This is a genomic window from Streptomyces natalensis ATCC 27448 (assembly GCF_000935125.1).
GTDB lineage: Bacteria > Actinomycetota > Actinomycetes > Streptomycetales > Streptomycetaceae > Streptomyces > Streptomyces natalensis.
Genome location: NZ_JRKI01000061.1, coordinates 417,483 through 443,264, shown reverse-complemented (window position 1 = coordinate 443,264; position 25,782 = coordinate 417,483). Strand labels below are relative to the sequence as shown.

Below are 25,782 nucleotides of genomic sequence, written 5' to 3'. Positions count from 1 at the left end.
GAACATCCCATGTTTCGCGCTGTCAAACGGGCGGGGCTAGCCTGAGGGCGCCGATGATCTCGGGAAACGCGTCGGCACACGCGTCGGCAGCAGGCGGAACGACGCGGTGAACGCCTGGGAGAGGGCCAAAGGACCATGGACATGCGCGCCCGGCGGGCGGCGCCCTGGAAGGGCCAGTGGCCGGTGATCGGCGTGGTCGCGGCGGGCGGCGCGATCGGTGCCGTGGCGCGCTACGGCGCCACGCAGCTGTGGCCGACGGCCGCCGGCGCCTTCCCCTGGACGATCCTGGCCGTCAACGTCGCCGGCTGTGCGCTGATGGGCGTGCTGATGGTGCTGATCACCGAGCTGTCCTCGCCGCACCGGCTGGTGCGGCCCTTCCTGGGCACCGGCATCCTCGGCGGGTTCACCACCTTCTCGACCTACGCGGTGGACATCCAGAGCCTGGTGGACGCCCGGCGGGCGCCCCTGGCGCTGGCCTATCTGGCGGGCACCCTCCTCGCCGCGCTGGCGGCCGTATGGGGTGCGAGTGCCGCCACCCGCGAACTTCTGGCAGTCCTCGAACGGAAGGAGCGCGCAGCATGAGTGGGTCCGGCACTCCGGCGCTGCGGCTGACGGCGATCGTCGGCGAACACGAGGTATGGCACCACCGGCCGCTGTACGCGGAGATCGTGCACCGCGCGCATGCGGCCGGGCTGAGCGGCGCCAGCGTCTTCCGCGGTATCGAGGGCTTCGGCGCCTCGTCGGTCATCCACACCCAGCGGCTGCTGTCCCTGAGCGAGGACCTGCCCGTCGCGGTCGTGGTCGTGGACACCGAGGAACGGGTGCGGGGCCTGCTGCCGCAGCTGGCCGAACTGGTCGGGGACCGGGGCCTGGTCACCGTCGACCGGTGCGAGATCATCGCGTACGGGGCCGGGGACGAGAGCGGTACGGGCGGCGGCGGGACGGGCGGGCGCGGGTGAACTGGTTGCTGGTGGTGGCCGGTGCGGCGGTCGGGGCGCCGCTGCGGTATCTCACCGACCGCCTGGTGCAGTCCCGGCACGACAGCGTCTTCCCCTGGGGGACGTTCACCGTCAACACCGTCGGCTCGTGGATCCTCGGCCTGCTGACCGGCGCCGTCACCCTCGGCGCCGCCTCCTCGAACCTCCAGCTCCTGCTCGGCACCGGACTGTGCGGCGCCCTGACGACATACTCGACCTTCTCCTACGAGACGCTGCGCCTGGCGGTGGACGGCGCCCGCCTGTACGCCGTGGCCAACGCGGTGGCGAGCGTGGCCGCCGGTCTGGGCGCGGCGTTCGCCGGGGTGCTCTGCGCACGGGTGCTGTGGGGCTGACCGGCAGGTCCGGCCCGCCACCGCCCGGTACATTCCCGCCAACCGTGGGTATCCTCCGGCGTATCCGGCATGGCCGGCGGACCGGGACCGGGGGAGTGGACCGTGGCAGAGGTGTTCCTGCGGCGTCTGACCAGGTGGCAGGCGGAGACCCAGCGGGAGGCGGTCGCCGGTCTGTACGTCGCGGCGCACCGCGATCCGCCCGCCGCCGCACACGCGCTGCAACGGGAGGACTTCCTGCGGCGGTTCACCGGGCACGACATCCAGCGCCCCGGTTTCGAGATGGTCATCGGCAGCGATCCGGCGCCGGCCGGCTGCGGTTACGGCTATCCGGCCGACCGGGAGGGCGAGTGGTGCCGGACGTATGCCGCCGGGCCGTGGGGCGACCGGGTGCCGCCGGGTGAGGTGGGGGAGGCGGCCGCGGTGGGAAGGCTGTTCCTGGTCGCGGGGCTGATGGTGCTGCCCGCGCACCGGCGTACCGGCGTCGCGACCCGCCTGATGCGGACGCTGCTGCTGCGCAGCACCGCCACCCTCGCCCTCGCCGTCATCGCGGCGGACAACGCCCCCGCCCGGGCCGCGTTCCGCTCCTGGGGCTGGCGCCCGTGGGACGGCGGCCCGTCCGGCGACGGCCGCGCGGGCCCGCAACCGGAGGCGTGGATCCGCCCGTTGCCGTAGGACGCACGCACCCGCCGTACGGGCGCAAGCGCTGGGGCCCGGGAGATATACCTCACCGGGCCCCACCGCTGTCATCGCGAACGCGTGGGAGGTACGCGATCGTTGCCGGCGGCGCCTTTGCCGTCGGCGGTGACCGCGTACCGGCGTCGCTGGGGTGCCGAAGACCGACCGCCAGGTACCGGCCCTCGGCGGGCCACGCCGCAGTCGTGGCCGCGGCCGCACAGGCGGCCGGTCAGAGGGGTGGATCAGTGGATCAGTGCGTCAGGCCGTTGGCCCACAGCTGGTCCACCTTGGCGCGCTCGTTCTGGTCGGGCTGGGTGTTCTGGCAGGACGGGCCGGGCCCGCCGCCGGACATCAGCTCGCTGCACGGACCCTCGTAGTGGTCCGCCAGTCCCAGCACATGGCCGGTCTCGTGGGCGACCACCCGGGTGGAGTTGTACTCCTGGGACTGCTTGTGGTCGATGAAGACGAAGCCCTTGCCGTGCCCGTCGGTGCTGGCGTACGAACCGCGCGCGTCGTCGCCCTCCTTGTACTGGAAGTCGCCGCCGCTGCCTTCCTGGAGCTTGACGTTCTGCACGGCGCCGTTCCATATGGACGCGCTCTGGGCTATCTGGCTCTTGTACGTCGGCGCCGCACTCGCGTCGTACGTCACGGTGACCGTCTTCAGGCCCGGGTGGGCCTTCATCTTCGCCAGGGCCGACTTCATGACGGCCTGGAAGAACGCCTTGCTGTCGGCCTTCTCGGCCGCCGATCCGGCGTAGGCCGCGATGGAGGCCGGCGTGCTCCGGTGGGAGGAGGGGGAGGGAGAGGGGGACACTGCCGAAACCGGCGCCGCCGCGGCGAACACGGCAGCGAGGCCCAGTCCTAGCGCTGCCGACAGCGCCGTCTTGGGAGAGCTCATGTGGGGGGCTCCTTAATCTCCGAGGGCCGCGGTCGCCGTGTGGGGCGGCGACCGGGGCCCTGCGGATTTCTTGGTGCCGTTGAGTCTGGACGGAGTTCACCCGTGCGGCGGAGATGTTAACTAGCGATAGCACCAGGCAATACCCTTGTGACGCGCAGCCGAACACCATCCGAAAAAGACCGAGTTCGCGAGGTTTAAGACTCTGGTGTGTCCGTTGCCGACGTTTTATGCTCCGAAGTGTGGAGCTCGAGGTAAGGCATCTTCGCGCAGTGTGTGCCATCGCCGACGCCGGCAGCGTACGCAGAGCGGCCCGGGAGTTGGGGATGACTCAGCCTTCCCTCACGACGCAGCTGCGACGCATCGAAAAGGCCCTCGGCGGCCAGCTGTTCTTCCGCGGCGCCACCGGCAGCCGCCCCACGCCGCTGGGCCATTCCGTGCTGTGCAGGGCCCGCCCGATTGTGGCCGAAATGCGCGCATTGATCGACGAGATAGCCTCCGCCTCCGTTCGTGAACGGGGCGCGCGGCTGCGCATCGGCAGCACCAACAGCCGCGCCGTCGCCGGCTGGCTGCGCCGGCTGCGCGTGCGCCTCCCGGACACGGACACCACCATCAGGACCGATGTCTCCGCCAATGCGCTGCTGCACATGGTCGCGACGGGCCAGCTCGACGTCGCGTTCGTGCACGAGGTCGAGGGCGCGCCGCTACGGGTCCCCGACGGCCTGGCGGCACATGAAGTCATCGCCCGCGAACCGCAGTTCATCGCCCTGTCCGACGCCCACCCCGCGGCCGCCCGCGACGTCGTCCACCTCCGCGACCTCGCCGACGACCAGTGGATGGTCGACCCGTCCGTCGACGGCGAATGGGCGGGCCTGCGCCGCATCTGGACCGCCGCGGGCATCAGCCCCCGGGTCGTCCACGGCGACTACCTCACCACCGTCGACCTGGTCACGGCCGGCGAGGTGGTCACCCCCTGCCAGCCCACCGCCCGTTCCCGCCCCGGGATGGCCGTCCGCCCCCTGCACGGCGATCCGCTGGCCGTACGTCTCTTCATGGCCGTCCGCCCCGAGGGCACCCTGGCCGCCCCCGCCGACGCCCTGTTCGCCGATCTGACCGCGTCCTACATGGAGATCGCCTGGTCCAGCGAGACCTATCGCGAGTGGCTGATGCGGCAGGAGGGGCCGCTGCCGCTGCCGGTCCCGGCTGCGACTCCGTAGGGGCCCACTCCCCGTCGCCAACCTCCCCGCCGCAGCACTCCGCGAGTGCCGGGCGGTGGGAAGTCGCTGATTTCTGCCCGATTCCGGGCAGAAAAGTGGATGTTCGGCGACCCCCGGCTTATGGTGACGGTCCATGATCGCCATGAACGCATTGTGGACTTTCTCCCTGATGGTGGGACTTCTCACCCTTACTCCCGGGCTGGACACCGCCCTCGTTCTGCGCACCGCCGCGCTCGGGCACCGCCGTCGTGCCTGGGGTGTGGTCCTCGGCATCCAGAGCGGCACACTGATCTGGGGCGCGCTCACCTCGCTCGGTGTCACCGCGCTGCTGACCGCGTCCCACCTCGCGTACGAGATCCTCCGCTGGGCCGGGGCCGCGTATCTGGTGTGGATGGGGGCCAGGATGCTGTGGGCCACGTGGCGCACCTCGGGGGACGAGGGGGCGACCGGGGCCGGGGCGGAGGCCGAGGTCGGGACCGGCGCGAGCAACACCCTGTTCGGCGGCTGGCGTCAGGGGATCGCGACCAATCTCCTCAACCCGAAGATGGGCGCCTTCTATGTCGCGGTGCTCCCGCAGTTCCTCCCCGCCCATGCCTCGCACCTCGCCGCGGGCGTGCTCCTGACCGGTGTGCACATCGCGCTGGCCGTCCTCTGGGCCTGCGCGCTGATCGCCCTCGCCCATGTGCTCCGCGACCGCCTGCAACGGCCCTCGATGCGCCGCCGTCTCGACCGCATCACCGGTACGGTCATCGCCGCCTTCGGCCTCCGGCTCGCACTGGGGGAGTGAGGACGCGCTCCGGCGGACGGCATCGCCCGCTGAGCATCTGACCGGGGCGCTCGCGGCGCGAGACGATCGGACATGTGAGCAAGACTGTGGGCTATTCAGCGGCTCATTCGATCTTCCTACGGTGGAGAGCACCACAGCGAATCGACACCGACTCGCCACCGAACAGACAGGGGAGATCCCGATGCGCGCAGTTGTCCAGAAGACCTTCGGCGGCCCGGAGGTCCTTGAGGTCACCGAGGTCGAACGCCCCCGCCCGCTGGCCGGCGAGGTACTCATCCGGGTCCACGCCAGCGCGGTCAACCCGGTTGACGCCGCCGTCAGGTCCGGCGCGTTCCCGCTCCTGGGCGAGCCGCCGTTCGGCGTCGGCTGGGACGTCTCGGGCGTCGTCGAGGAGGCGGGACCCGGGGCCCGGTTCGCGGTCGGCGACGAGGTCTACGGGATGCCGTTCTTCCCTCGCGCGGCCACCGGGTACGCCGAGTACGTCGCCGTCCCGTCGCGGCAGGTCGCCCGCAAGCCCGCCACCCTCGATCACGTCCACGCCGCGGCCCTGCCGCTCGCCGCGCTGACCGCCTGGCAGGGGCTGGTGGACGCGGCCGGGATCAAGGAAGGCGACCGGGTGCTGATCCACCGCGCCGCCGGCGGCGTCGGCCACCTCGCGGTGCAGATCGCCAAGGCCCGCGGCGCCCACGTGATCGCCCTCGCAAGCGCCGCCCGGCACGAGTTCCTGACCGGCCTGGGGGCGGACGAGGTGATCGACTACCGGACCACCGACTTCACCGAGGTGGTGCAGAACGCGGACGTGGTCTTCGACTCGAACGCCCAGGGCACGCGTTCGCTGCGCGTGCTGCGCCCCGGAGGCGTACTGGTCAGCATCCTCGAACACGGCGACGCCGAGCTCGCGGCCACGGTCGCGGCGGCCGGGCGGCGCTTCGCCGGGATCTCCGTGGAGCCGGACTACGCGAGCCTGGAGGCGATCGCCGAACTCGTCGACGCCGGCCGGATCCGCCCCTACGTCGAGGAGACCTTCCCGCTGGCCGAGGTCGGCAAGGCGCATGAGCTGATCGAGTCGGGGCGGGTGCAGGGCAAGATCGTGCTGACGGTCTGACGGCGACGGATCTGACGGCGACTGTCTGACGGCGACTGTCTGACGGCGACTGTCTGACGACGACGGTCCGATACGGACGGTCCGATACGGATACCGGCCGCCCTCCTCCGCGGGGGCGGCCCGTATCGTTTCGTCATCGGAGAGGGGAACGGCGATGGACATCCTTACCGAGGCGCTGGCCTCTATGCGCACCGGCAGCCCGGCGTCCGTCCGTACCGACGGCTGCGCGCCGTGGGGGCTGCGGCTGCCGCCGGTCGCGGGCGCGGGATTCCATGTGGTGCTCCACGGAACGTGCTGGCTCCTCCCGTTGGACGACACCCCGCCGATCCCGCTCGCCCCCGGCGACGTGATCTTCGTCCGCGACGGCCGCGGCCACGTCCTCGCCGACCACCCCTCGACACCGGCCGAGGTCCCCCGCCCCGAGCAGTACGGACTCGGCGACGATATGCCCATCGGCTCCCTCTCGCTGGGCGGTGACGGCCCGCGCACCAGCCTCCTGTGCGGCAACTACCATCTGGACCAGGGTCGTCCGCACCCCCTGGTCATGCGGCTGCCCGAGATCATCCACCTGCCCACCCGGCACGGCCGCCACCCCGAACTCAGCGCCGCCGTCCAGCTGCTGGGCGCCGAGCTGGACAATCCGCGCATCGGCTCCGAAGGCATCGTGCCCAGCCTGATCGACGCGCTGCTGCTCTACATCCTGCGCGCCTGGCTGGACGACCAGCCCGCCGATACCGCACAGGGCTGGGCCGCCGCCCTGCGCGACACCGCCGTCGCCCCCGCACTGGCGGCGATCCACCAAACCCCCGCGACGCAGTGGACCGTGGAGTCCCTGGCCGCCCGGTCCGGCCTGTCCCGCGCGGCCTTCGCCCGTCGCTTCAACGCGCTGGTCGGCGAGCCGCCGATGGCCTATCTGACCCGCTGGCGCATGACGACCGCCGCGCAGCTGTTGCAGGAGTCCGACGCACCGCTGACGACCGTGGCGGCACGGACGGGATACGGGTCGGAATTCGCCTTCGCCAAGGCATTCAAGCGGGAATTCGGGCTCGCCCCGGGAATGTACCGACGCCAGGCACGCGCCGCCGCGTGACGTTCCCGCCCCAACGCACAGCGCGGAAAGGCACCTTCGAGCACAAAGAAGACCGCACCCGTACCGTCACGGCCGCCGTGGTCGGCGCATACAGGCCGCGTTGCTGACCTGGCCTTTTGCTGATCGCTGGCGACGGGGCGCGACGGTCGTGGGCGGGTGTCCTGCGGACTGCGTGCGGACTTGAGGTGCTGCCTCGCAAGGTGGGCGAGGTGCTTGAGGGAGATGTTCGGTCGCCACTTGAGGATCGCATGCCGGGAGAAGGCTGCTGGGTCGCCCAGTAGCCGATGCGGGGGGCAGGCCGCCCCGCCACCAAACAAGTTGATTTAGTAAATCAACTAGATTACGGTGGTGGCATGCGACCAAGCAGAGATGACGTGGCGCGGCTGGCGTTCGCGGTGAACACGGTGGCCGCCGGTCTGGAGCGCGCCCGGCGCAGGATTCCGGAGGCGGCCGCCCTGACCGTCCTCCAGGTGCTCGGCTGGGCGGAGCGGGAGGTCCCGGACAAGGCGGTGCACCCGTCGGACATCGCCTCCGCCCTGGACGTGCACCGATCGGCCGTCACCCACCAACTGCGGACGCTTCAGCAGGCCGGCCACGTGACACTGACGACCGACCCGGCGGACCGCCGCTCCAGCATCGTCACGCTCACCGACTCCGGGCGGCGCGAGCTCGATCGGCTGAACCAACAGGGCCTCGACCGTTTCACGGCCTTTCTCGCCGACTGGGACACCGCGGACGTACGAACCCTGACCGAGCTGCTGACCAGGTTCGAGGAATCCCGGGCAAACGTGGGCCATCCCCACCTGGACCGGTGACCACTCGGCGGAACAGCGGAACACACGACCAAGAGCAAACCGTCAAAAGCGCATCACCACGGGGGAGACAGCGTGACATTACGGGTACTGATCGCCGGTGCGGGCGTGGGTGGCCTCGCCCTCGCCCAGGCCCTGCACCAAGCCGGCGTGGCCGTAACGGTCTTCGAGCGGACACCGTCGGTCCGGGCGGGCCAACGGGGATACCGGATCAACATCAACCGCGCGGGCGGCGACGCCCTCGCTGCCTGTTTGCCGCCCGAACTGTTCCGGCTGTACCTGGCCACCTCCCACGACGAGGCGCGGGCCCGGGTCGGCGTCTTCGACCACCGCATGCACCCGCTGTACGCCACCGATGTCGGCGTCGACGGCACCGGCGCCCCTCGGGACCACACCGGGGTCAACCGGCTGACGCTGCGCCAGATCATGCTGGCCGGTCTGGAACACGAGGTGCGCCTCGGGCAGCGGGTGGTCGGCTTCGAGCAGACTCCCGACCGGGTGCAGGTCCGCCTCGCCGACGGCTCGACCGCCGAAGGCGACCTGCTGGTCGGAGCCGACGGCGTGGGCTCGGCCGTGCGCGCCGGGCTCCTGCCCCACATGCGGATCCGCGACACCGGCGTCCGCTGCCTGTGGGGACGCACTCCACTGCGCCCGGCACTGCGGGACCAGCTGCCGGCGCCGCTCTTCGACCGGGTCGCGGTGGCGGTCGCCCCGAGCGGCCACATCGGGATCCTGGGGGCCTACCGCACCCGACGACCGCACCTGGAAGCCGCCGCCGCGGTGACGCCGACGGTGTCGCTGGACCCGGAACCCGACTACCTGATGTGGGTGCTCAGCAAGGAATCGTCCGGCAGCGAGGAGCCGTGGCGCACCGCGTCCTCGGCCGAGCTGCACCGGTACGCCGTCGCCGCGACCGCCGAGTGGCACCCCGCAGTGCACCAGGCGGTGCGGGAGGCCGATCCCGAGGACTGCTTCGTCCAGAACGTACGCGTCGCCGACCAACCGCCCCCCTGGCCGGCCGGCCGGGTCACCCTGCTCGGCGACGCGATCCATCCGATGTCGCCGGCCGGCGGCACCGGCGCCAACACCGCGCTGCGCGACGCGGCCGTGCTCGCGGACAAACTCACCGACGTACGCCATCCCGCCCGTCTGATACCGGCGGTGGCCGCGTACGAGACCGAAATGCGCCAGTACGGCTTCGCCGCCGTAGCCGAGTCGCTGCGCTACGGCGAGCGGTTCGCCGAGACGATCCGCCGGGCCGAGAAGGAGAACCACTGATGCTCAGGACACTGCGGGCCCTGCTGCCCACCCTGTTCGACCTGATTGTTCCGACCGTCGTCTACTACCTGCTGCACTGGTTCGGCGTCGCCGATGCCCCCGCGCTGATCGCCGCCTGCGCGGCAACCGCCGGGTACGCCGTTCCCCGCATGATCCGCAGACGGCGTATGGACGCGCTCGGCCTCCTCGTCATCGCCGAACTCGCAGCTACAGTCGCCTTGTTGACCGCCACCGGCGACGCCCGGCTGGCGCTGCTGCGCCCCACCGTCTACCTCACCGTCGCCGCCGCCGTCTTCCTGCTCTCCTGCCGGTGCGGCCGCCCGCTCACCTACACCGGAGCCACGCCGATGGCCACCAAGGGAGACCCGGAGCGGGCCGCGGCGTACGAACGCAGCTGGCACAACTCCCCGCAGATGCGGTCCACCCACCGCCGGCTCAGCGCCGCGATCGCTGCGGCGATGTTCGGCTACGCCGTACTGAACGTCGTGATCGTCTACTCGTTCCCGGTGAGCCAGGCCGACGGGCTGCAGAAGGTGCCGGGGGGCGCTCTGATCCTTGTGGTCATGGTGTTGCTCCGGTCCCGCGTACCGCGGCTGTCCCGGATCGTCGACGCCGAGCAGCGACGCTCCACCGAGGCGCCCCAGCCGACCACCGCCCCATGCGCCTAGCGGCACGCGCTTGGTGATCGCCTGGTCGTGCCCGATCGGGCGGTGGGTGGTAGCCGGGGAATGGCGGGGGAGGCCGCTCAGGCGCGGTGGTACGGAGGGGGCGCCACCACATCTGGGTCCAGTCGCGGGCGTACGGTCCCGGTCGGTGAGGTCGTCACGGACGCGCTCCTCGCGCATCTCGCCGCGCGGCCCTCAAAGGAGTGGCTGTTCACCATGGAGGAGTACGAACGACTCAACTACCGCCGCTGGAAGAACGAATGGAACTGCGCCCGCAAGGTCCAGCTCGTCCTCGGCCACGCGTCCGCGGTCATCACCCTGCGGACCTGCGCATACCTCTGGCCGGGAGAAGAAGACCGCACCCGGTCCGTCATGGACGCCGTGCTCGGCGGCTTGCGGACCAGGTGCGGACAGGTAGGCGATACGACCCGAGAAAACGCAGGTCAGATGGCCTAGGCAAGGCTCAAGCCTTCTTGGTCTCCCAGAAGATCCGGTCGATCTCGGAGATGAGCTCCAGGGCCTTCTCGCCGGTCTTCGGGTCGTTGGAACCCTTGGCGGCGCTCAGGGCCTTGAGGGTGTCGTTGACCAGCTGGTGCAGCTGCGGGTACTTCTCGAAGTGCGGGGGCTTGAAGTAGTCGCTCCACAGCACCGAGACGTGGTGCTTGGCCAGCTCCGCGCGCTGCTCCTTGATCGTGACGGCGCGGGTGCGGAAGTCGGCGTCCTCGTTGGCCTGGTACTTCTCCTGGACGGCCTTGACCGACTCGGCCTCGATGCGGGCCTGGGCCGGGTCGTACACGCCGCAGGGCAGGTCGCAGTGGGCGCTGACCTTGACCTTGGGGGCGAACAGGCGGGAAAGCATGTTCAGTCCTTCCTCGTGATCGTCTTCTCAGGTGCGAGATTACTCGGTGCGGGAAGGCTTTTCTCGGGCGCCCCGGGGGTCTTAGGGCAAAAGTCCAGTGTCACGCCGGGGCTGATGGAGGATGGACCGGTGAGCGAAGCGAGACGGGGGTGCCCCCGGACGGAGTCCGGGGGAGGGTCGGACCGGGGCGAGGCCGGGAGGTACGGGATGCCGGAGCGGGTGCAGGAGTGCGGGCCGGGGCGGGAGCGGGGTCCGCGGGCGCAGGGCGCGTCCGGCGGGTGGCTGCGGGCGTTCGGGCTCGCCGAGGTCTACAACCCGTCGATGGTGCCCACCTTGCGGCCGGGCGACCAGTTGGTGGTGCAGTACGGCGCGGTGGTGCGGCCCGGCGCGGTGGTGGTGCTGCGGCATCCGTTCCGTCAGGACCTGCTGATCGTCAAGCGTGCGGTGGAGCGGCGGGACGGCGGGTGGTGGGTGCGCGGGGACAATCCGTACGTCGAGAACGACAGCCGGGAATTCGGGGTGGTCCCGGACGAACTGGTCATCGCCCGCGCCTGGCTGCGGGTGCGGCCGCCGCGCGGGATTCACTCCCCGGCGGCCGCGCTGTCCTGGGCGGTCTCGGCGGTGCGGCCGCTGCCCTCGGAGCGTTCGCTTTCGCGGCGTTTGCGGGCGCGGTAGGCGGCGACGTTGGCGCGGGTGGCGCAGCGGTCGGAGCAGTAGCGCCGGGAGCGGTTGGTGGAGGTGTCGAGGTAGGCGTTGCGGCACGGTTTGGCCTCGCAGATGCCCAGCCGGTCGACGCCGAGTTCGGTCAGATGGAACGCCAGGCCCATGCAGGCGGTGGCGGTGTAGCTCGCCGTGGCGTTGGCGGCGTGGTCGGCGATGTGCATGTGCCAGTTGGGGCGGCCGTCGTGGTCTCGGAATTCGTGCCCGGAGATCTGCGGGCTGACCGGGAACTCCATCATCAGGGCGTTGAGCAGGTCCACGGCCCGCACCTCGTCGCCGGTGTCGGCGGCCTCGAAGACGGCGCGCAGCCGGGCTCGGACCGTCCGCAGCCGGGTGACGTCGCTGTCCGTCGCCCGCCGGGCGGACTGCTGTGCCGGGCCGAACAGCTCCCGGACCGCCTCGACCGTGGTCAGGCTGTCGCCGCCGCGCTCGGGCTGCTCGGTGTTGACCAGTCGCACGGCGAAATCCGAGTAATAGGCCAGTTCCACGTGTAGTCCTTACGGCATGGGAATAAGGTGCGGGTGCGGGCCCCTTGTAAGAGGCGTTGCGGCTACCTGGGTATTACCAGGGTAGGGCATGCCCAAAGTAAGGCCACGAAAGCCCGCGGCGGCGCTCTCCGGCCGGAGAACGCCGCCGCAGCATCATGACCCCGCCGCAGCGCTACAGCACCTTCGAGAGGAACGACTTCGTCCGCTCGTGCTGCGGATTGCCGAGCACCTCGCGCGGATGCCCGGACTCCACCACCACACCGTCGTCCATGAAGACCAGCGAATCGCCGACCTCCCGGGCGAAGCCCATCTCATGGGTGACGACGATCATCGTCATCCCGTCGGCGGCCAGGCCCTTCATCACGTCCAGGACATCGCCGACCAGCTCCGGGTCGAGGGCCGAGGTCGGCTCGTCGAAGAGCATCAGCTTGGGCTCCATGGCCAGGGCGCGGGCGATGGCCCCCCGCTGCTGCTGGCCGCCGGAGAGCTGCGAGGGGTAGTTGCCGGCCTTGTCGGCCAGGCCCACCCGGTCCAGCAGCCTGCCCGCGCGCTCCCGGGCGTTCGCCTTGGACTCGCCCTTGACCTGGACCGGGGCCTCCATGACGTTCTCGATCGCCGTCATGTGCGGGAAGAGGTTGAAGCGCTGGAAGACCATGCCGATGTCGCGGCGGCGGGCGGCGACCTCCTTGTCGCGCAGCTCGTAGAGCTTGCCCTTGTGCTCGCGGTAGCCGACCAGTTCGCCGTCGACGGACAGCCGGCCGGCGTTGATCTGCTCCAGGTGATTGATGCACCGCAGGAACGTCGACTTGCCCGACCCGGACGGGCCGATCAGACAGAAGACCTCCCGGGGCGCGACCTCCAGGTCGATGCCCTTGAGGATGTGCGCCGCGCCGAAGGACTTGTGCACGCCCTCGGCCCTGACCATGGGGCCGCCGCTGGTGCCCGCGGCCTTGCTCGTCGTGATCTTGTCGGTCATGCGGCACCTCCGGGGCGCTTGAAGCCGCCGGCCAGCTGCGCCCTGATGCGCTGGAGCGGGGTGGGCGGCAGCTGGCGGCTGGAGCCGCGGGCGTAGTAGCGCTCCAGGTAGTACTGGCCGATGCTCAGGACGGTGGTGGCGATCAGGTACCAGGCGGCGGCGAGGATCAGCATCTCCACGACGACACCCGAGTCGCGTCCGACGTTCTGCGCCGCTTGCAGCAGGTCGTAGTACTGGACGGCGATCACCAGCGAGGAGGTCTTCAGCATGTTGATGACCTCGTTGCCGGTCGGCGGCACGATCACCCGCATCGCCTGCGGCACGATGATCCGGCGCAGCGTCCTGCCGTGGCTCATGCCCAGCGCGTGCGCCGCCTCGGTCTGGCCCTCGTCGACCGCGTTCAGACCGGCGCGGCAGATCTCCGCCATGTACGCGGCCTCGTTCAGGCCCAGGCCCAGCAGCGCGGACAGGAACGGGGTCATGAAGTCCGACCACTCGTCCTTGTAGATCGGCATGATGTCGATGTAGTGGAAGACCAGGCCGAGGTTGAACCACAGGAACAGCTGGACGTAGACCGGCGTCCCGCGGAAGAACCAGACGTAGAACCACGCGACGGACGACGTCACCGGGTTCTTGGACTGGCGCATCACGGCCAGGATCACGCCGCCCACGATGCCGATGACCATCGACAGGAAGGTGATCAGCAGGGTGTTGCGCAGGCCCTTGAGGATGTCCCCGTTGAACATGTACTGGGGAATGGCGTTCCAGTTGACGTCCCCGGAGGCGAACGCGCGGAACAGCAGGGCGACCAGCCCGAGGACGACGACGGCCGCGACCCAGCGTCCGTAATGGCGGACCGGAATGGCTTTGATCGGCTCGGGGTGCGGAGGCGGGGCGTCCGCCGGCGGCTGGGTCGACTGGTCGACGTCTGACACGGGTGTGGCCTTTCAGCGTGTGGCGGGAGGTGCGGGCAGGCGCGGCCGGGGCTCAGGAGCCGCCGTTGAGCTGTACTTCCTTGACCGCGGCATCCTTGACGTCCCACTTCTTGAGGACCTCGGCGTACGAGCCGTTCTTGATCGTGAGCTCCACCGCGGCCTTGAGGGCGTCCCGCAGCTCGGCCTGGCCCTTGGGCACCGCGATGCCGTACGGCGCGGCCTTGAGCGGCGCGCCGCCGACCATCTGGAAGTCCTTGCCGCCGCCGGAGACGTTCACGGCGTACGCGGCGACCGGATAGTCGCTGGAGACCGCGTCCACCCCGCCGGTGCGCAGCCGCGTCTGGGCCTCGGAGTCGTTGTCGAACGCCTCGATGGAGATGGGCTGCGAGCCGCTCTTCCGGCATGCCTTGGACTTCGCGTTGGCCAGATCGTGCGAGACCGTTCCGCGCTGTACGGCGAGCTTCTTGCCGCACATCGTGTCCCAGCCGTCGATGCCCTGGGTCTTGCCCTTCTGGGTGTAGAGCGAGACGCCGACATTGAGGTAGTCGACGAAGTCGACGCCCGCGCCGATCTTCTTGCCGGTGGTGGAGTCGATGCCCTCCTGGCGGTCCTTGGTGTCCGTCATCGCCGACATCGCGATGTCGTACCGCTGGGACTTCAGACCGCCCATGAGGGTGTCGAAGGTGGCGTTGTTGAAGTCGAGCTTGATGCCCAGGGTCTTCTCCATCGCCCGCGCCAGATCCGGGTCGATGCCCGCGATCTGCCCGTTGGTGCGGAACTCCACCGGCTTGTACGTCATATCCGAGCCGACCTGGAGGAAGCCCTTGTCCTGGACGTCCTTGGGCAGCATCTTGAACAGCGGGGCATGCACGTTGCGGTGCTTCTGCGCCTCGCGGCGGGCGATGGCCTCGTTGGTCTGGTCGCCACAGGCGCTGAGCACCAGCATCGAGGCGATGACCGCGGCCACCGAGGCCAGGGCCGTACGCGCCGTTCGCGACCTGCCGACGGCCGGGCGGCTGGTACCTGCGGTCATGCTGATCCTCCTGCGGATGTCGGAATCCGGGTACGACAAGTCTCCGGCGAACGGGGCCGGAACGGCAGGGGCCGGACACACACCGTTGCGACGCGACCTCGGGTTGCGTCGGATCTTCCCATCCGGCTCCGGTATTCGGACTGTTGCTCAGGTCAAAATCGGATAACGGACGGGCGGGCCCTCCGTATGGCCCGGATGACGCGGGAGTGAACGGTTTCGGGCGCCGTGTCCGCTCGGCCCCCGTCTCACCTGCGCGTCTCGGGATCCGGACGCAGCTGGGTGGCACTTCGGCGGCTTTATATATTTCGCCGCCAATGTCGGTTCTCCCTACCGGAGGGTAATGAATCTGACTCGTCGGCGCCCGCGCCCGTCCGGTAGAAAGGTTCGTTACACCCCTCATCCGGGGCTCAGGGCGCGTGTGCGGCGCGCCCGGCGTCCGACCTCCCCCCGCGCGGCGGCCATCCGCCGCGCAGGGACCGGACGCGGTGCCCGCCCACCCCTCGACCAGGGAGTGGACACCCTCAACTGATGTACGAAGAAATAAAGGGGTTGGAACAAGTGGCAGCGGAGATCGTCAATCCTCGCAGCGACAGCACGGGCGCGGACGCCGGTTCGGACGGCGTTTCGGGCAGTACGGACGAAGGCTTCTTCGATCCGGCCTTTGCGCTCCACCGCGGCGGCAAGATGGCCGTCCAGGCGACCGTGCCGGTCCGCAACAAGGACGACCTGTCCCTCGCGTACACACCGGGCGTCGCCAAGGTGTGCAGCGCAATCGCCGAGCATCCCGAGCTCGTGCACGACTACACCTGGAAGTCCCAGGTCGTGGCCGTCGTCACGGACGGCACCGCGGTGCTGGGCCTGGGCGACATCGGCCCGGAGGCCTCCCTCCCCGTGATGGAGGGCAAGGCCATCCTCTTCAAGCAGTTCGGCGGCGTGGACGCGGTCCCGATCGCGCTCGCCACCACCGACACCGACGAGATCGTGGACACCGTCGTGCGGATGGCGCCCTCCTTCGGCGGCGTCAACCTGGAAGACATCTCCGCCCCGCGGTGCTTCGAGATCGAGGCCAAGCTCAAGGAGCGCCTCGACATCCCGGTCTTCCACGACGACCAGCACGGCACGGCCGTCGTCACCCTCGCCGCGCTGCGCAATGCCGCCAAGCTGACCGACCGTGCACTCGGTCAGCTGCGTGCGGTCATCTCCGGCGCCGGTGCGGCCGGTGTCGCCATCGCCAAGATCCTCATCGAGGCCGGCATCGGCGATGTCGCGGTCTGCGACCGCAAGGGCATCGTCTCCGCCGACCGCGGCGACCTGACCGACGTCAAGCGCGAGCTGGCCGGCTTCACCAACAAGGCGAAGCTGACCGGATCGCTGGAGGACGCGCTGGACGGGGCCGATGTCTTCATCGGCGTCTCCGGCGGCACGGTCCCGGAGGCGGCGGTGGCGAAGATGGCGAAGAACTCGTTCGTCTTCGCGATGGCCAACCCCACCCCGGAGATCCACCCGGACGTCGCGCACAAGTACGCGGCCGTGGTCGCCACCGGCCGCAGCGACTACCCGAACCAGATCAACAACGTGCTGGCCTTCCCCGGCATCTTCGCGGGCGCCATGCAGGTGCGCGCCTCGCAGATCACCGAGGGCATGAAGCTCGCCGCCGCCGAGGCGCTCGCCGCCGTCGTCGCCGACGAGCTCAGCGCGGACAAGGTCATCCCCTCCCCGTTCGACGAGCGCGTCGCGCCGGCGGTCACCGCCGCGGTCGCGGCCGCCGCCCGCGCGGAGGGCGTCGCCCGCCGCTGACCGGGCGGGCGCACGGACGCCAACGGGCCGGGCCCGCACCTGTCATGGGTGCGGGCCCGGCCCGTTTCGCCGCGGTGCCCGGCCGCGGTGCCCGGCCCGCCCGGTGACGGCGCGGACGCGGTGCGTGTCACACCCGTACGCGCTACCGCGCCGCCCGCCCGCGCTCTACGTTGGGATCATGTTTGCTGCCTACGCCGCGCGCATCGACCGCGACCAGCCCCTCAACGGCCTCGAACTGGGCGACCGTCCCGCCCCCCAGGCCCGCCCCGGCTGGACCACCGTCACCGTCAAGGCCGCCTCCCTCAACCACCACGACCTGTGGACGCTGCGCGGGGTGGGCATCACCGAGGACACGCTGCCGATGATCCTCGGCTGTGACGCCGCCGGCCTGGACGCGGACGGCAACGAGGTCGTCCTGCACTCCGTCATCGGCCAGACCGGCCACGGCGTCGGCCCCGGCGAGCCCCGCTCCATCCTCACCGAGCGCTACCAGGGCACCTTCGCCGAACAGGTCACCGTCCCCACCTGGAACGTCCTGCCCAAGCCGAAGGAGCTCTCCTTCGAGGAGGCCGCCTGTCTGCCCACCGCCTGGCTGACCGCGTACCGGATGCTCTTCACCAACGCCGGCGTACGGCCCGGCGACAGCGTCCTGGTCCAGGGCGCGGGCGGCGGGGTGGCCACCGCCGCGATCGTCCTCGGCGCCGCGGCGGGCCTGCGGGTCTTCGCCACCAGCCGCGACGAGACCAAGCGCAAGCGCGCGCTGGAACTGGGCGCCGAGGCGGTGTTCGCCGCGGGCGAGCGGCTGCCGCAGCGGGTCGACGCGGTCATCGAGACGGTCGGCGCCGCCACCTGGTCCCACTCCGTCAAGTCCCTGCGCCCCGGCGGCACCCTCGTCATCTCCGGCGCCACCAGCGGCTTCACCCCCAAGAGCGGGGAGCTCAACCGGATCTTCTTCCTGGAGCTGAAGATCGTCGGCTCGACGATGGGCACCAAGGAGGAGCTGGCCGGTCTGCTCAGCTTCTGCGCCGCCAAGGGCATCCGCCCGGTCATCGACTCGACGCTGCCGCTGGACCGGGCGCGCGAGGGCTTCGAGAAGATGGCGCAGGGGGAGCTGTTCGGGAAGGTCGTCCTTACGGTTTAGGGTTTCTCCCCACGTTTTTGTCTGCGGCGCCGCGGGTGGTTTCTCGCCGTTTCGCCTGCGGCCCGTTCGCTGCGCTTTGCCTGGGCCGACGGTTTGGCTTTCCCCCGTTGCGCCTGCGGCGGGCGGGGGTTGTTCGTCGGCCGCGGTGCCGCCCCTGCGGACTTCGTCCTCCGGTGCGGCCCCTCCCGACGGTGGGGGGTGAAAAGGCCGGTGGTCCACCCCACCGTTTTTCCCCACCCCCAACGGGGAGGTGCCGGGCCGTAGCGGCGGAGCCGTGTAGGTCCGGTGCCGCTGCCGGACAGCCCCGCGCAGCGGCAACCGCCCGCCGCAGGCGTCACGGTGGGAAAGTCAAAACGTCGGCTCAGGCAAAGCGCAGCGAACGGGCCGCAGGCGCAACGGCGGGAAAGCCAGAACGTCGGTCCAGGCAAAGCGCAGCGAACGGGCCGCAGGCGAAACGGCGAGGAACCCTCACGGCGGGAAAGCCAAAACAGTCGGCCCAGGCAAAGCGCAGCGGATGGGCTTGAGCAGATGCGCGAGGCGTTCGGCGCGGCAGTGGCCGAGGGCGCGCCAGGGGCCGGCGGCCAGACGGTCCGTCAGATTCTCGATGGCCTGGCGTTCCTGGCGGCCGCGGTCGGTGGCGGCGCCGTCCGGGGTGATGCAGCCGCGGGCGACGAGGCGGTGGCGGGCCTCGCCCCACTCCTGGGCGCTCCAGCCGCGCCCCGCGAAGTCGTCGGCCGGCGCGGCGCCGATCGCGGCGAACGACACCAGCGCCTCGCACGGGTCGAGACCGAAGGTCAGCAGCGCCGTCAGATGGCCGTCGCCGCGGTGCTCGCGCAGCACCGTCGCGGCCTGCCAGAGCACCAGATGCGGTGCGTCGGGCCAGGGCAGATCGCGGTTGGCGGCGGCCAGCGGACGGGCCGCGATCCCGGCGTTCTCGGCGGCCTGGCGGGCCAGCCGGGCCGCCTCGGCCAGCTGGCCGCAGGTCAGCCGGTCGCCGATCAGGGCCCGTAGCGTGCGGTCCATGGCCAGCAGCCTCGCGTCCAGCACCTTGGCCGGGTCGGCGGTGGTCCAGATCGCCGGGACATGACGGGAGATCAGCCGCGGGCTGAGACTGTAGTGCGTCGCGGCCACCAGCTGCGGTCCGGCGGCGCCCAGCGGGGCCGTACGCCAGGCGAAATAGCTGGGCCAGCGCGAGCCGACGTCATAACCGAGGTCCGCGGCCACCTGGCGGGCCTCGGGGGCGAAGTAGAGCGTGGCGTGCAGCGGCTCGATCTGATGCCACATCCGGCGGGCGACCGAAAGGTAATCCGACATCGCTGTACCTCTGGGCCTTCACGATGCGAACGGACAGGGGGAGGGGGGTGACGGAGGGCGCCGTGGACGGCGAATGCGCGAGGACTATGCGATGAAAGGAATTCCCCGATTACGCGCCGTGAATCCCGAGCGGGATAACTAACTCTGGGTGAGGGGCCCCGTCCCTGCCTCTGCGTCCCGGCCCTTATGCCTCCGCCACGATCCCCCCGCCCCTACGCCTCCGGGTCCGCCGACGGCCCGGAGGGCTCCGCACCGCGCAGCAGCGCGCCGATCCGGGCGGCCGTCGTGGACAACTGGCGGCGCGACTCCCGGAGTTGGTCGGCCGTGACGCCGTGGTCGCGAGCCGCATCGCGCAGGTCGTCGCGGAAGCGGTCCAGCAGGCGGTCGAAGTCGCGCGCCGGATCGCCGGTCCCCGGCTCGCCCGCCCACTCGGGGGCCGGCGGAGCCTTGGTCGCCGCGCCGGCGTCCCCCTCGCCGTCGTACCGGCCGGCGCCGGTGAAGCGGCCGACCTCGCGGGAGACCTCGGACAGCGCCTCGCGCACCGCACCCGACCAGTCCCCGGACCGTACGTGCTCCTGAGCCTGCTCCTGGACCCGCCGCAGGACCTGCTGGACCTCCTCGCGGGCGGACGCCTGCGCGTCCCTGGCCTGCTTACGGGCGCGCTGCGCGTCCTGCTTGGCGCGGCGGCTCTCCTCCTTGGCGCGGCGGGCCTGTTCCCGCCACTCCTCCTTGGCACGCCGGAACTCCTCCCTGGCCTGCCGCCAGGACTCCTTGTCGCCGGACGTGCCGTCGGCGTGGTCGGCGGGACCCGGGGGTGACCCGGTGCCCGCGTCCGCGGCGCCCGGCGTCCGGGACTCGCGCGCGCCCGTCCGGGCCTGCCGCGCGGCCTCCCGCATCTCACGGCGAAGATCCCGCGCCGAACCGCTCACGTCCTCGCGGATGTCGGAGGCCAGCGAGGCGACCGACTCGCGGATCTCCAGTTCCAGATCGGCCAACTCGCCGCCCCGGTCGGCCAGTTCGGCGCGTCCGGTGTCGGTGAGGGAGTAGACCTTGCGGCCTCCCTCGGTGGCATGGGTGACCAGGCCCTCGGCCTCCAGCTTGGCCAGCCGCGGGTAGACCGTGCCGGCCGACGGTGCGTACAGGCCCTGGAAGCGTTCCTCCAGGAGGCGGATGATCTCGTAGCCGTGCCGCGGGGCCTCGTCGAGCACCTTGAGGAGGTAGAGGCGCAGGCGGCCATGGGCGAAGACGGGGGGCATGCTCAGAGCACCTTCTTCCCGGTGTCCTCGAACGCGGGGCGGCGCAGCAGCGCCAGCCCGCCCGAGACGGTGGAGGCCCGCAGCGTGCCGCCGCCCGCGCCCAGCGTGCCGGTGATCTGCCGCGGGCCCCAGCCGCTGACCCGCAGATCGTCGAAGGCGTTGGCGACCGAGCCGGTCGTGGTGTTGACCGCCACATGGGCGTCGGCCGGGTCGGGCAGCCGGATGGCGATCTCGCCGGAGACGGTCGTCAGCTGGACGTCCGCGTCCTTGGCCACACGGTCCAGATCCAGTGTCATATCGCCGCTGACGGAATCGGCGCGCACTCCGGCGCCGCCGCCATCGATCACCGTGAGATCGCCCGAAACGGTGTGGAAGCGCAGGTCACCGGTGACGCCCTGAGCCTCGACGGCGCCCGAGACGGTCTCCGCCCGCACCGCACCGGTCAGCCCGACGAGGGTGCAGCCGCCGGAGACGCCGCGCAGGTCCGTACGTCCGGAGATGCCGGAGACCACCGCGCTCGCGCCGACCACGCCGACCTCGACCCGGGTGTCCGCCGGGACGGTCACCGAAACCACGGCCCGGCGGCGCCAGGCGGTGCGGTCGAAGAACTTCAGGAAGCCCTTCCAGGGGAGGTCCTCGTAGGCGACGGTCAGCGTGCCGCCGTCGTACGAGACGGTCAGCGGCTCCCCGTCGATCTCGCTGACCTCCAGGCGGTGCGGGCCGCCGTCCGAGGTGCCCACGACATTCACGGTGCCGCCGGCCGTGCGCACGTTCAGGGCTCTGACCGGCTCGGTGAACTCCAGCGTGCGTGGCGCGGAGACCGACCACTCGGACCGGGCTGACATACCGGGCCTCCCCTGCATAGGCGCGCACACGGGCAGCCGTGCAACGCAACATATCGTGTCTTCGATAGACACGATATATCGCGGTCGGGTGAAGTCAAGCGAGGGGGTCGCGAGGGGAGAGGGGATCGCGAGGGGATACGGAGCGGGGCCCCGGCCGCATCCGGCAGGGGCCCCGCGTTCACTCCTCGTCGTCCTCGTCGTCCAGCCGCGCCAGCCAGGTGGCCAGGCGCTCCACCGGGACCTCGAAGTCCGGGTTCAGATCGACGAAGGTGCGCAGCTGATCGGCCACCCAGCCCAGGGTGACCTCCTCCTCGCCGCGCCGGTTCTCCAGCTCCTCGATGCCACGGTCAGTGAAATACACGCGCTCTCCACCAGGGGTCATACAGGGTCAGGGGACATTCCCGGCCAGGATAGGCAGGCCCGCGGGCCGAAGGGCCCGCCCCCACCGGTGTGGGAACGGGCCCTTCGGCCGTACGGCGAGCGGGGGTGACGCCTAGGCGTCGAAGACCTCCGCCAGCAGCTGCGCCTGCTCGGCCTGGTGCCGCTTGGCGGAGCCGACCGCCGGCGAGGAGCCGTGCGGCCGCGAGATGCGGCGCAGGCGCTCACCGTGCGGGACGTCGGCGCCGACCGCCAGGTCCAGGGCATCGATCAGGTTGAGACCGAGGAACGGCCAGGCGCCCTGGTTGGCCGGCTCCTCCTGGGCCCACAGGTACTTCTCGGCGTTCGGGAACTTGGCGATCTCCGCCTGGAGTTCCTTGCCGGGCAGCGGGTAGAGCCGCTCCAGACGCACGATCGCGGTGTCGTGCGCGCCGCGCTTCTCCCGCTCCGCCTCCAGGTCGTAGTAGAGCTTGCCGGAGCAGAAGACGATCTTGCGGACGTCCTCGGGCTTCACCGTCGAGTCGCCGATGACCGGACGGAAACCGCCCGAGGTGAACTCCTCCGCCTTCGACGCCGCCGCCTTCAGCCGCAGCATCGACTTCGGGGTGAAGACGACCAGCGGCTTGTGGTGCGGGTTGTGCACCTGCCAGCGCAGCAGGTGGAAGTAGTTGGAGGGGAGCGTCGGCATCGCGACGGTCATGTTGTTCTGCGCGCACAGCTGGAGGAAGCGCTCGATCCGGGCCGAGGAGTGGTCCGGGCCCTGGCCCTCGTAACCGTGCGGCAGCAGCAGGGTGACGCCGGAGGTCTGGCCCCACTTCTGCTCCGCCGAGGAGATGAACTCGTCGACGATGGTCTGCGCGCCGTTGACGAAGTCACCGAACTGCGCCTCCCACATGACCAGCGCCTCCGGGCGGGCCAGCGAGTAGCCGTACTCGAAGCCCATCGCCGCGTATTCGCTCAGCAGCGAGTCGTAGACGTTGTAGCGGGCCTGGTCCTCGGAGAGGTAGAGCAGCGGGGTGTAGTCCTCGCCGTTCACGCGGTCGATCAGCACCGCATGGCGCTGGCCGAACGTGCCGCGGCGGGAGTCCTGGCCGGCGAGCCGGACCGGGGTGCCCTCCATCAGCAGCGAACCGATGGCGAGGGTCTCGCCCATGCCCCAGTCGATCGAGCCGTCCTCGACCTGGGCCGCGCGGCGCTGGAGCTGCGGCAGCAGACGCGGGTGAACGGTGACCCGCTCGGGGATGTTGACCTGCGACTCGGCGATCCGCTTGACGACCTCCTGGGAGATCGCGGTGTCCACGAAGACCGGGAACTCGGCCTTGGGCTGCGGCACCTCGGGCACGGCCGGGGTCGTCGTGGCGTCCCGGACCTCGGTGAAGACCTTCTCCAGCTGGCCCTGGAAGTCCTGGAGCGCCTGCTCCGCCTCTTCGAGGGTGATGTCGCCCCGGCCGATCAGCGATTCGGTGTACAGCTTGCGCACCGAGCGCTTCTTGTCGATCAGGTCGTACATCAGCGGCTGGGTGAAGGCCGGGTTGTCCGACTCGTTGTGGCCGCGGCGGCGGTAGCAGATCAGGTCGATGACCACGTCCTTGTTGAACGCCTGGCGGAACTCGAAGGCCAGACGCGCAACGCGGACGACGGCCTCGGGGTCGTCGCCGTTGACGTGGAAGATCGGCGCCTCGATCATGCGGGCCACGTCCGTGGCGTACATGGAGGAGCGCGACGACTCCGGGGCGGCGGTGAAGCCGACCTGGTTGTTGATGACCACATGCACCGTGCCGCCGGTGCGGTAGCCGCGCAGCTGGGACATGTTCAGCGTCTCGGCGACCACGCCCTGGCCGGCGAACGCCGCGTCACCGTGCAGCTGGATCGGCAGGACCGTGAAGTCCGTACCGCCCTTGCCGATGATGTCCTGCTTGGCGCGGGCGACGCCCTCGACGACCGGGTCCACGGCCTCCAGGTGGGAGGGGTTGGCGGTCAGCGAGACCTTGATCTGCTCGCCGTCCAGGCCGGTGAAGGTGCCCTCGGCGCCCAGGTGGTACTTCACGTCGCCGGAGCCGTGCATCGACTTCGGGTCGAGGTTGCCCTCGAACTCGCGGAAGATCTGCGCGTACGACTTGCCGACGATGTTCGCCAGGACGTTCAGCCGGCCGCGGTGGGCCATGCCGATGACGACCTCGTCCAGGCGCGACTCGGCCGCGGAGTCGATGACCGCGTCCAGCAGCGGGATGACGGACTCGCCGCCCTCCAGCGAGAAGCGCTTCTGGCCGACGTACTTGGTCTGGAGGAACGTCTCGAACGCCTCGGCGGAGTTCAGCCGGCGCAGGATGCGCAGCTGCTCGTCGCGCTCGGGGCTGTTGTGGGTGCGCTCGACGCGGTCCTGGATCCACTTGCGCTGCTTGGGGTCCTGGATGTGCATGAACTCGATGCCGGTGGTGCGGCAGTACGAGTCGCGCAGCACGCCCAGGATGTCGCGCAGCTTCATCATCGACTTGCCCGAGAACCCGCCGACCGCGAACTCGCGCTCCAGGTCCCACAGGGTCAGGCCGTGCTCGATGATGTCGAGGTCGGGGTGCTTGCGCTGGCGGTACTCCAGCGGGTCGGTGTCGGCCATGACGTGGCCGCGCACCCGGTAGGAGTGGATCAGGTCGAAGACCCGGGCCGCCTTGGTGACGTCGTCCTCGTGGGAGACGTCGATGTCGCGCATCCAGCGGACCGGCTCGTAGGGGATCCGCAGCGACTTGAAGATGTCGTCGAAGAAGCCGTTGTCACCGAGCAGCAGCTGGCTCATGATCCGCAGGAACTCGCCGGAGGCGGCGCCCTGGATCACGCGGTGGTCATAGGTGCTGGTCAGCGTCATGACCTTGGAGACGCCCATCTTGTTCAGGGCGTCCTGCGAGGTGCCCTGGAACTCGGCGGGGTAGTCCATCGAGCCGACGCCCATGATCATGGACTGGCCGGGCATCAGACGCGGCACGGAGTGCACGGTGCCGATGCCGCCCGGGTTGGTCAGCGACGCGGTGACCCCGGTGAAGTCGTCCATCGTCAGCTTGTTGTCGCGCGCCCGGCGGACGATGTCCTCGTATGCCTGCCAGAACTCGAAGAAGGTCATCGTCTCGGCCTTCTTGATGGCCGCGACGACGAGCTGGCGCTCCCCCTTGGCCTTGACCAGGTCGATGGCCAGGCCGAGGTTGATGTGCGGGGGCTTGACCAGGGTCGGCTTGCCGTCCTTGACCGCGAACGAGTTGTTCATCGACGGCATGGCCTTGAGGGCCTGCACCATCGCGTACCCGATCAGATGCGTGAAGGAGACCTTCCCGCCGCGGGCGCGCTTGAGGTGGTTGTTGATGACGATGCGGTTGTCGAACAGCAGCTTCACCGGGACCGCGCGCACGGACGTGGCCGTCGGCAGCTCCAGGGAGGCGCTCATGTTCTTCGCGACGGCGGCGGACGGGCCGCGCAGGGTGACGAACTCGGGGCCGCCCTGAGGGGCCGTCTCCGTCTTGGCCGCGGGCTTGGCGGCGGGCTTCTCGGCCGGCTTGGCCGGGGCCGCGGGGGCCTTCGCGGCCGGCTTCTCGGCGGCCGGAGCGGCCGGGGTCACCGGCTTCTCGGCGGGAGCCGGCGGGGCCACGGGGGCGGCCGGCGCAGCCGGGACCGACGGGGCCGGGGCGGCCGCGGCGGGGGCGGAGCCCTCCGCCGACTGGCCCGGAGCGGTGGCACCGCCCGGCTTGTAGTCGGCGAAGAAGTCCCACCAGGCTCGGTCTACCGAGTTCGGGTCCTGGAGGTACTGCTGGTAGATCTCGTCGACGAGCCACTCATTCGGACCGAACGCGGCAGCAGGGTTCTTGCCCTGCCCCTCTTGGTCAGTCGAGATGCTCGCACTGTTGGGGGACTGTAGCGACACGGCGGCAACCGCCCTCTTCCGCTTCCTAAAGGTGGTGGACAGCGGGAATAAAGGCTACGCCTGTTGTGACCTTCGGTGCAGTCTGAGAGGGCCACTCGTCGTGCACGTCACATTCCCCGGAGGGTTTCAGCGCATGACTTGGCGGGAAACACACGGGGTTTACCTGCGTGCGGGTAGCGCTCACCGCCGTCGCGCCCCCTGTGCGGAGGCCCGGCCGGGCCCGTAATGAGCCCCGGACGGGTGCGTCCACCACCGACCCTACGTCAGCGGCGACCGGCGGCC

25 protein-coding genes and 1 pseudogene are annotated in these 25,782 nt (G+C 70.6%); 15 read left to right on the top strand and 11 right to left on the bottom strand.

All coding sequences use genetic code 11. The features are described 5' to 3' along the window. Window positions 1-135: 135 nt before the first annotated feature. From crcB (SNA_RS32670) to SNA_RS32655, 4 genes are all read left to right on the top strand, one after another. Entirely contained in the window at window positions 136-582 is a 447-nt protein-coding gene (crcB, locus tag SNA_RS32670) for a fluoride efflux transporter CrcB (protein WP_030073902.1), read from the top strand. Further along, window positions 579-959, top strand: a complete 381-nt coding sequence (locus SNA_RS32665; RefSeq protein ID WP_037794936.1) for a DUF190 domain-containing protein — start codon at window positions 579-581, stop codon at window positions 957-959. The genes crcB (SNA_RS32670) and SNA_RS32665 overlap by 4 nt, the downstream gene beginning before the upstream one ends. After that, window positions 956-1,330, top strand: a complete 375-nt coding sequence (gene crcB / locus SNA_RS32660; RefSeq protein ID WP_044367992.1) for a fluoride efflux transporter CrcB — start codon at window positions 956-958, stop codon at window positions 1,328-1,330. The genes SNA_RS32665 and crcB (SNA_RS32660) overlap by 4 nt, the downstream gene beginning before the upstream one ends. Window positions 1,331-1,432: 102 nt before the next feature. Further along, window positions 1,433-2,002 (top strand): GNAT family N-acetyltransferase, encoded by a 570-nt coding sequence (locus tag SNA_RS32655; protein WP_051877582.1) that lies wholly within the window; start codon window positions 1,433-1,435, stop codon window positions 2,000-2,002. A gap of 253 nt (window positions 2,003-2,255) precedes the next feature. On the opposite strand, the gene snpA is transcribed toward SNA_RS32655, so the two are convergent. Next, entirely contained in the window at window positions 2,256-2,903 is a 648-nt protein-coding gene (snpA, locus tag SNA_RS32650) for a snapalysin (protein ID WP_030073912.1), read from the bottom strand. 227 nt (window positions 2,904-3,130) lie between these two features. Here snpA and SNA_RS32645 point away from each other — a divergent pair, with 227 nt between their 5' ends. The 8 genes and pseudogenes from SNA_RS32645 to SNA_RS32610 all read left to right on the top strand — a co-directional run. Then, window positions 3,131-4,117, top strand: coding sequence for a LysR family transcriptional regulator (locus tag SNA_RS32645; RefSeq protein WP_044367990.1), 987 nt, complete (start codon window positions 3,131-3,133; stop codon window positions 4,115-4,117). Window positions 4,118-4,250: 133 nt separating this feature from the next. Beyond that, window positions 4,251-4,904 (top strand): LysE family translocator, encoded by a 654-nt coding sequence (locus SNA_RS32640; protein WP_030073918.1) that lies wholly within the window; start codon window positions 4,251-4,253, stop codon window positions 4,902-4,904. Between the two features lie 181 nt (window positions 4,905-5,085). Beyond that, window positions 5,086-6,009, top strand: a complete 924-nt coding sequence (locus tag SNA_RS32635) for an NADP-dependent oxidoreductase (RefSeq protein ID WP_030073920.1) — start codon at window positions 5,086-5,088, stop codon at window positions 6,007-6,009. Window positions 6,010-6,163: 154 nt separating this feature from the next. Continuing rightward, the gene (locus SNA_RS32630; protein ID WP_044367988.1) at window positions 6,164-7,099 is read left to right on the top strand and encodes an AraC family transcriptional regulator; all 936 of its coding nucleotides are present in this window, start codon (window positions 6,164-6,166) and stop codon (window positions 7,097-7,099) included. Window positions 7,100-7,452: 353 nt separating this feature from the next. Next, a complete protein-coding gene (locus SNA_RS32625) occupies window positions 7,453-7,914 on the top strand; it encodes a MarR family winged helix-turn-helix transcriptional regulator (RefSeq protein WP_157880157.1) in 462 nt (153 codons plus the stop codon). Between the two features lie 72 nt (window positions 7,915-7,986). Continuing rightward, window positions 7,987-9,189, top strand: coding sequence for an FAD-dependent oxidoreductase (locus SNA_RS32620; RefSeq protein WP_044367986.1), 1,203 nt, complete (start codon window positions 7,987-7,989; stop codon window positions 9,187-9,189). Further along, window positions 9,189-9,857 (top strand): VC0807 family protein, encoded by a 669-nt coding sequence (locus SNA_RS38730; protein WP_051877421.1) that lies wholly within the window; start codon window positions 9,189-9,191, stop codon window positions 9,855-9,857. The genes SNA_RS32620 and SNA_RS38730 overlap by 1 nt, the downstream gene beginning before the upstream one ends. Window positions 9,858-9,956: 99 nt before the next feature. Beyond that, window positions 9,957-10,310, top strand: a pseudogene (locus SNA_RS32610) (tyrosine-type recombinase/integrase); the annotation flags it as partial. A 7-nt stretch (window positions 10,311-10,317) separates the two neighbouring features. On the opposite strand, the gene sodN reads toward SNA_RS32610, so the two are convergent. Then, on the bottom strand, window positions 10,318-10,713 hold the full coding sequence (gene sodN / locus SNA_RS32605) for a superoxide dismutase, Ni (protein WP_030068467.1): 396 nt from the start codon (window positions 10,711-10,713) through the stop codon (window positions 10,318-10,320). 207 nt (window positions 10,714-10,920) lie between these two features. Here sodN and sodX point away from each other — a divergent pair, with 207 nt between their 5' ends. Continuing rightward, entirely contained in the window at window positions 10,921-11,388 is a 468-nt protein-coding gene (gene sodX, locus SNA_RS32600; protein WP_037792005.1) for a nickel-type superoxide dismutase maturation protease, read from the top strand. Here sodX and SNA_RS32595 read toward each other — a convergent pair. From SNA_RS32595 to SNA_RS32580, 4 genes are all read right to left on the bottom strand, one after another. After that, window positions 11,295-11,921 carry a CGNR zinc finger domain-containing protein gene (locus SNA_RS32595; RefSeq protein ID WP_030068470.1) on the bottom strand — a complete coding sequence of 209 codons (627 nt, stop codon included), beginning with the start codon at window positions 11,919-11,921 and terminating at the stop codon, window positions 11,295-11,297. The genes sodX and SNA_RS32595 overlap by 94 nt on opposite strands. Before the next feature lie 172 nt (window positions 11,922-12,093). Beyond that, window positions 12,094-12,846, bottom strand: a complete 753-nt coding sequence (locus tag SNA_RS32590; protein WP_044368343.1) for an amino acid ABC transporter ATP-binding protein — start codon at window positions 12,844-12,846, stop codon at window positions 12,094-12,096. A gap of 47 nt (window positions 12,847-12,893) precedes the next feature. Further along, entirely contained in the window at window positions 12,894-13,832 is a 939-nt protein-coding gene (locus SNA_RS32585) for an amino acid ABC transporter permease (protein ID WP_030068472.1), read from the bottom strand. A gap of 52 nt (window positions 13,833-13,884) precedes the next feature. Continuing rightward, window positions 13,885-14,865 carry an ABC transporter substrate-binding protein gene (locus tag SNA_RS32580; RefSeq protein ID WP_030068473.1) on the bottom strand — a complete coding sequence of 327 codons (981 nt, stop codon included), beginning with the start codon at window positions 14,863-14,865 and terminating at the stop codon, window positions 13,885-13,887. 558 nt (window positions 14,866-15,423) lie between these two features. Between SNA_RS32580 and SNA_RS32575 the strand changes: the two genes are divergently transcribed. Together SNA_RS32575 and SNA_RS32570 are read left to right on the top strand one after the other, a co-directional pair. Beyond that, complete coding sequence (locus SNA_RS32575) at window positions 15,424-16,662, top strand: NAD(P)-dependent malic enzyme (RefSeq protein WP_044367983.1); 1,239 nt, start codon at window positions 15,424-15,426, stop codon at window positions 16,660-16,662. Between the two features lie 178 nt (window positions 16,663-16,840). Next, a complete protein-coding gene (locus tag SNA_RS32570; protein WP_044367981.1) occupies window positions 16,841-17,803 on the top strand; it encodes a zinc-binding dehydrogenase in 963 nt (320 codons plus the stop codon). A gap of 468 nt (window positions 17,804-18,271) precedes the next feature. Here the strand turns inward: SNA_RS32570 and SNA_RS32565 are convergent, their stop codons facing one another. The 5 genes from SNA_RS32565 to SNA_RS32545 all read right to left on the bottom strand — a co-directional run bounded on the left by SNA_RS32565 (window position 18,272) and on the right by SNA_RS32545 (window position 25,500). Continuing rightward, a complete protein-coding gene (locus tag SNA_RS32565) occupies window positions 18,272-19,117 on the bottom strand; it encodes an SCO6745 family protein (protein WP_044367979.1) in 846 nt (281 codons plus the stop codon). A gap of 212 nt (window positions 19,118-19,329) precedes the next feature. Beyond that, window positions 19,330-20,373, bottom strand: coding sequence for a PadR family transcriptional regulator (locus SNA_RS32560; protein WP_044367977.1), 1,044 nt, complete (start codon window positions 20,371-20,373; stop codon window positions 19,330-19,332). A 2-nt stretch (window positions 20,374-20,375) separates the two neighbouring features. Then, window positions 20,376-21,218: a DUF4097 family beta strand repeat-containing protein gene (locus SNA_RS32555; RefSeq protein WP_030065493.1), complete on the bottom strand. Its 843-nt coding sequence runs from the start codon at window positions 21,216-21,218 to the stop codon at window positions 20,376-20,378. A gap of 178 nt (window positions 21,219-21,396) precedes the next feature. Beyond that, window positions 21,397-21,579: a DUF6104 family protein gene (locus tag SNA_RS32550; protein WP_030065494.1), complete on the bottom strand. Its 183-nt coding sequence runs from the start codon at window positions 21,577-21,579 to the stop codon at window positions 21,397-21,399. Between the two features lie 132 nt (window positions 21,580-21,711). Continuing rightward, on the bottom strand, window positions 21,712-25,500 hold the full coding sequence (locus tag SNA_RS32545) for a multifunctional oxoglutarate decarboxylase/oxoglutarate dehydrogenase thiamine pyrophosphate-binding subunit/dihydrolipoyllysine-residue succinyltransferase subunit (RefSeq protein WP_044367975.1): 3,789 nt from the start codon (window positions 25,498-25,500) through the stop codon (window positions 21,712-21,714). Between the last annotated feature and the right edge of the window lie 282 nt (window positions 25,501-25,782).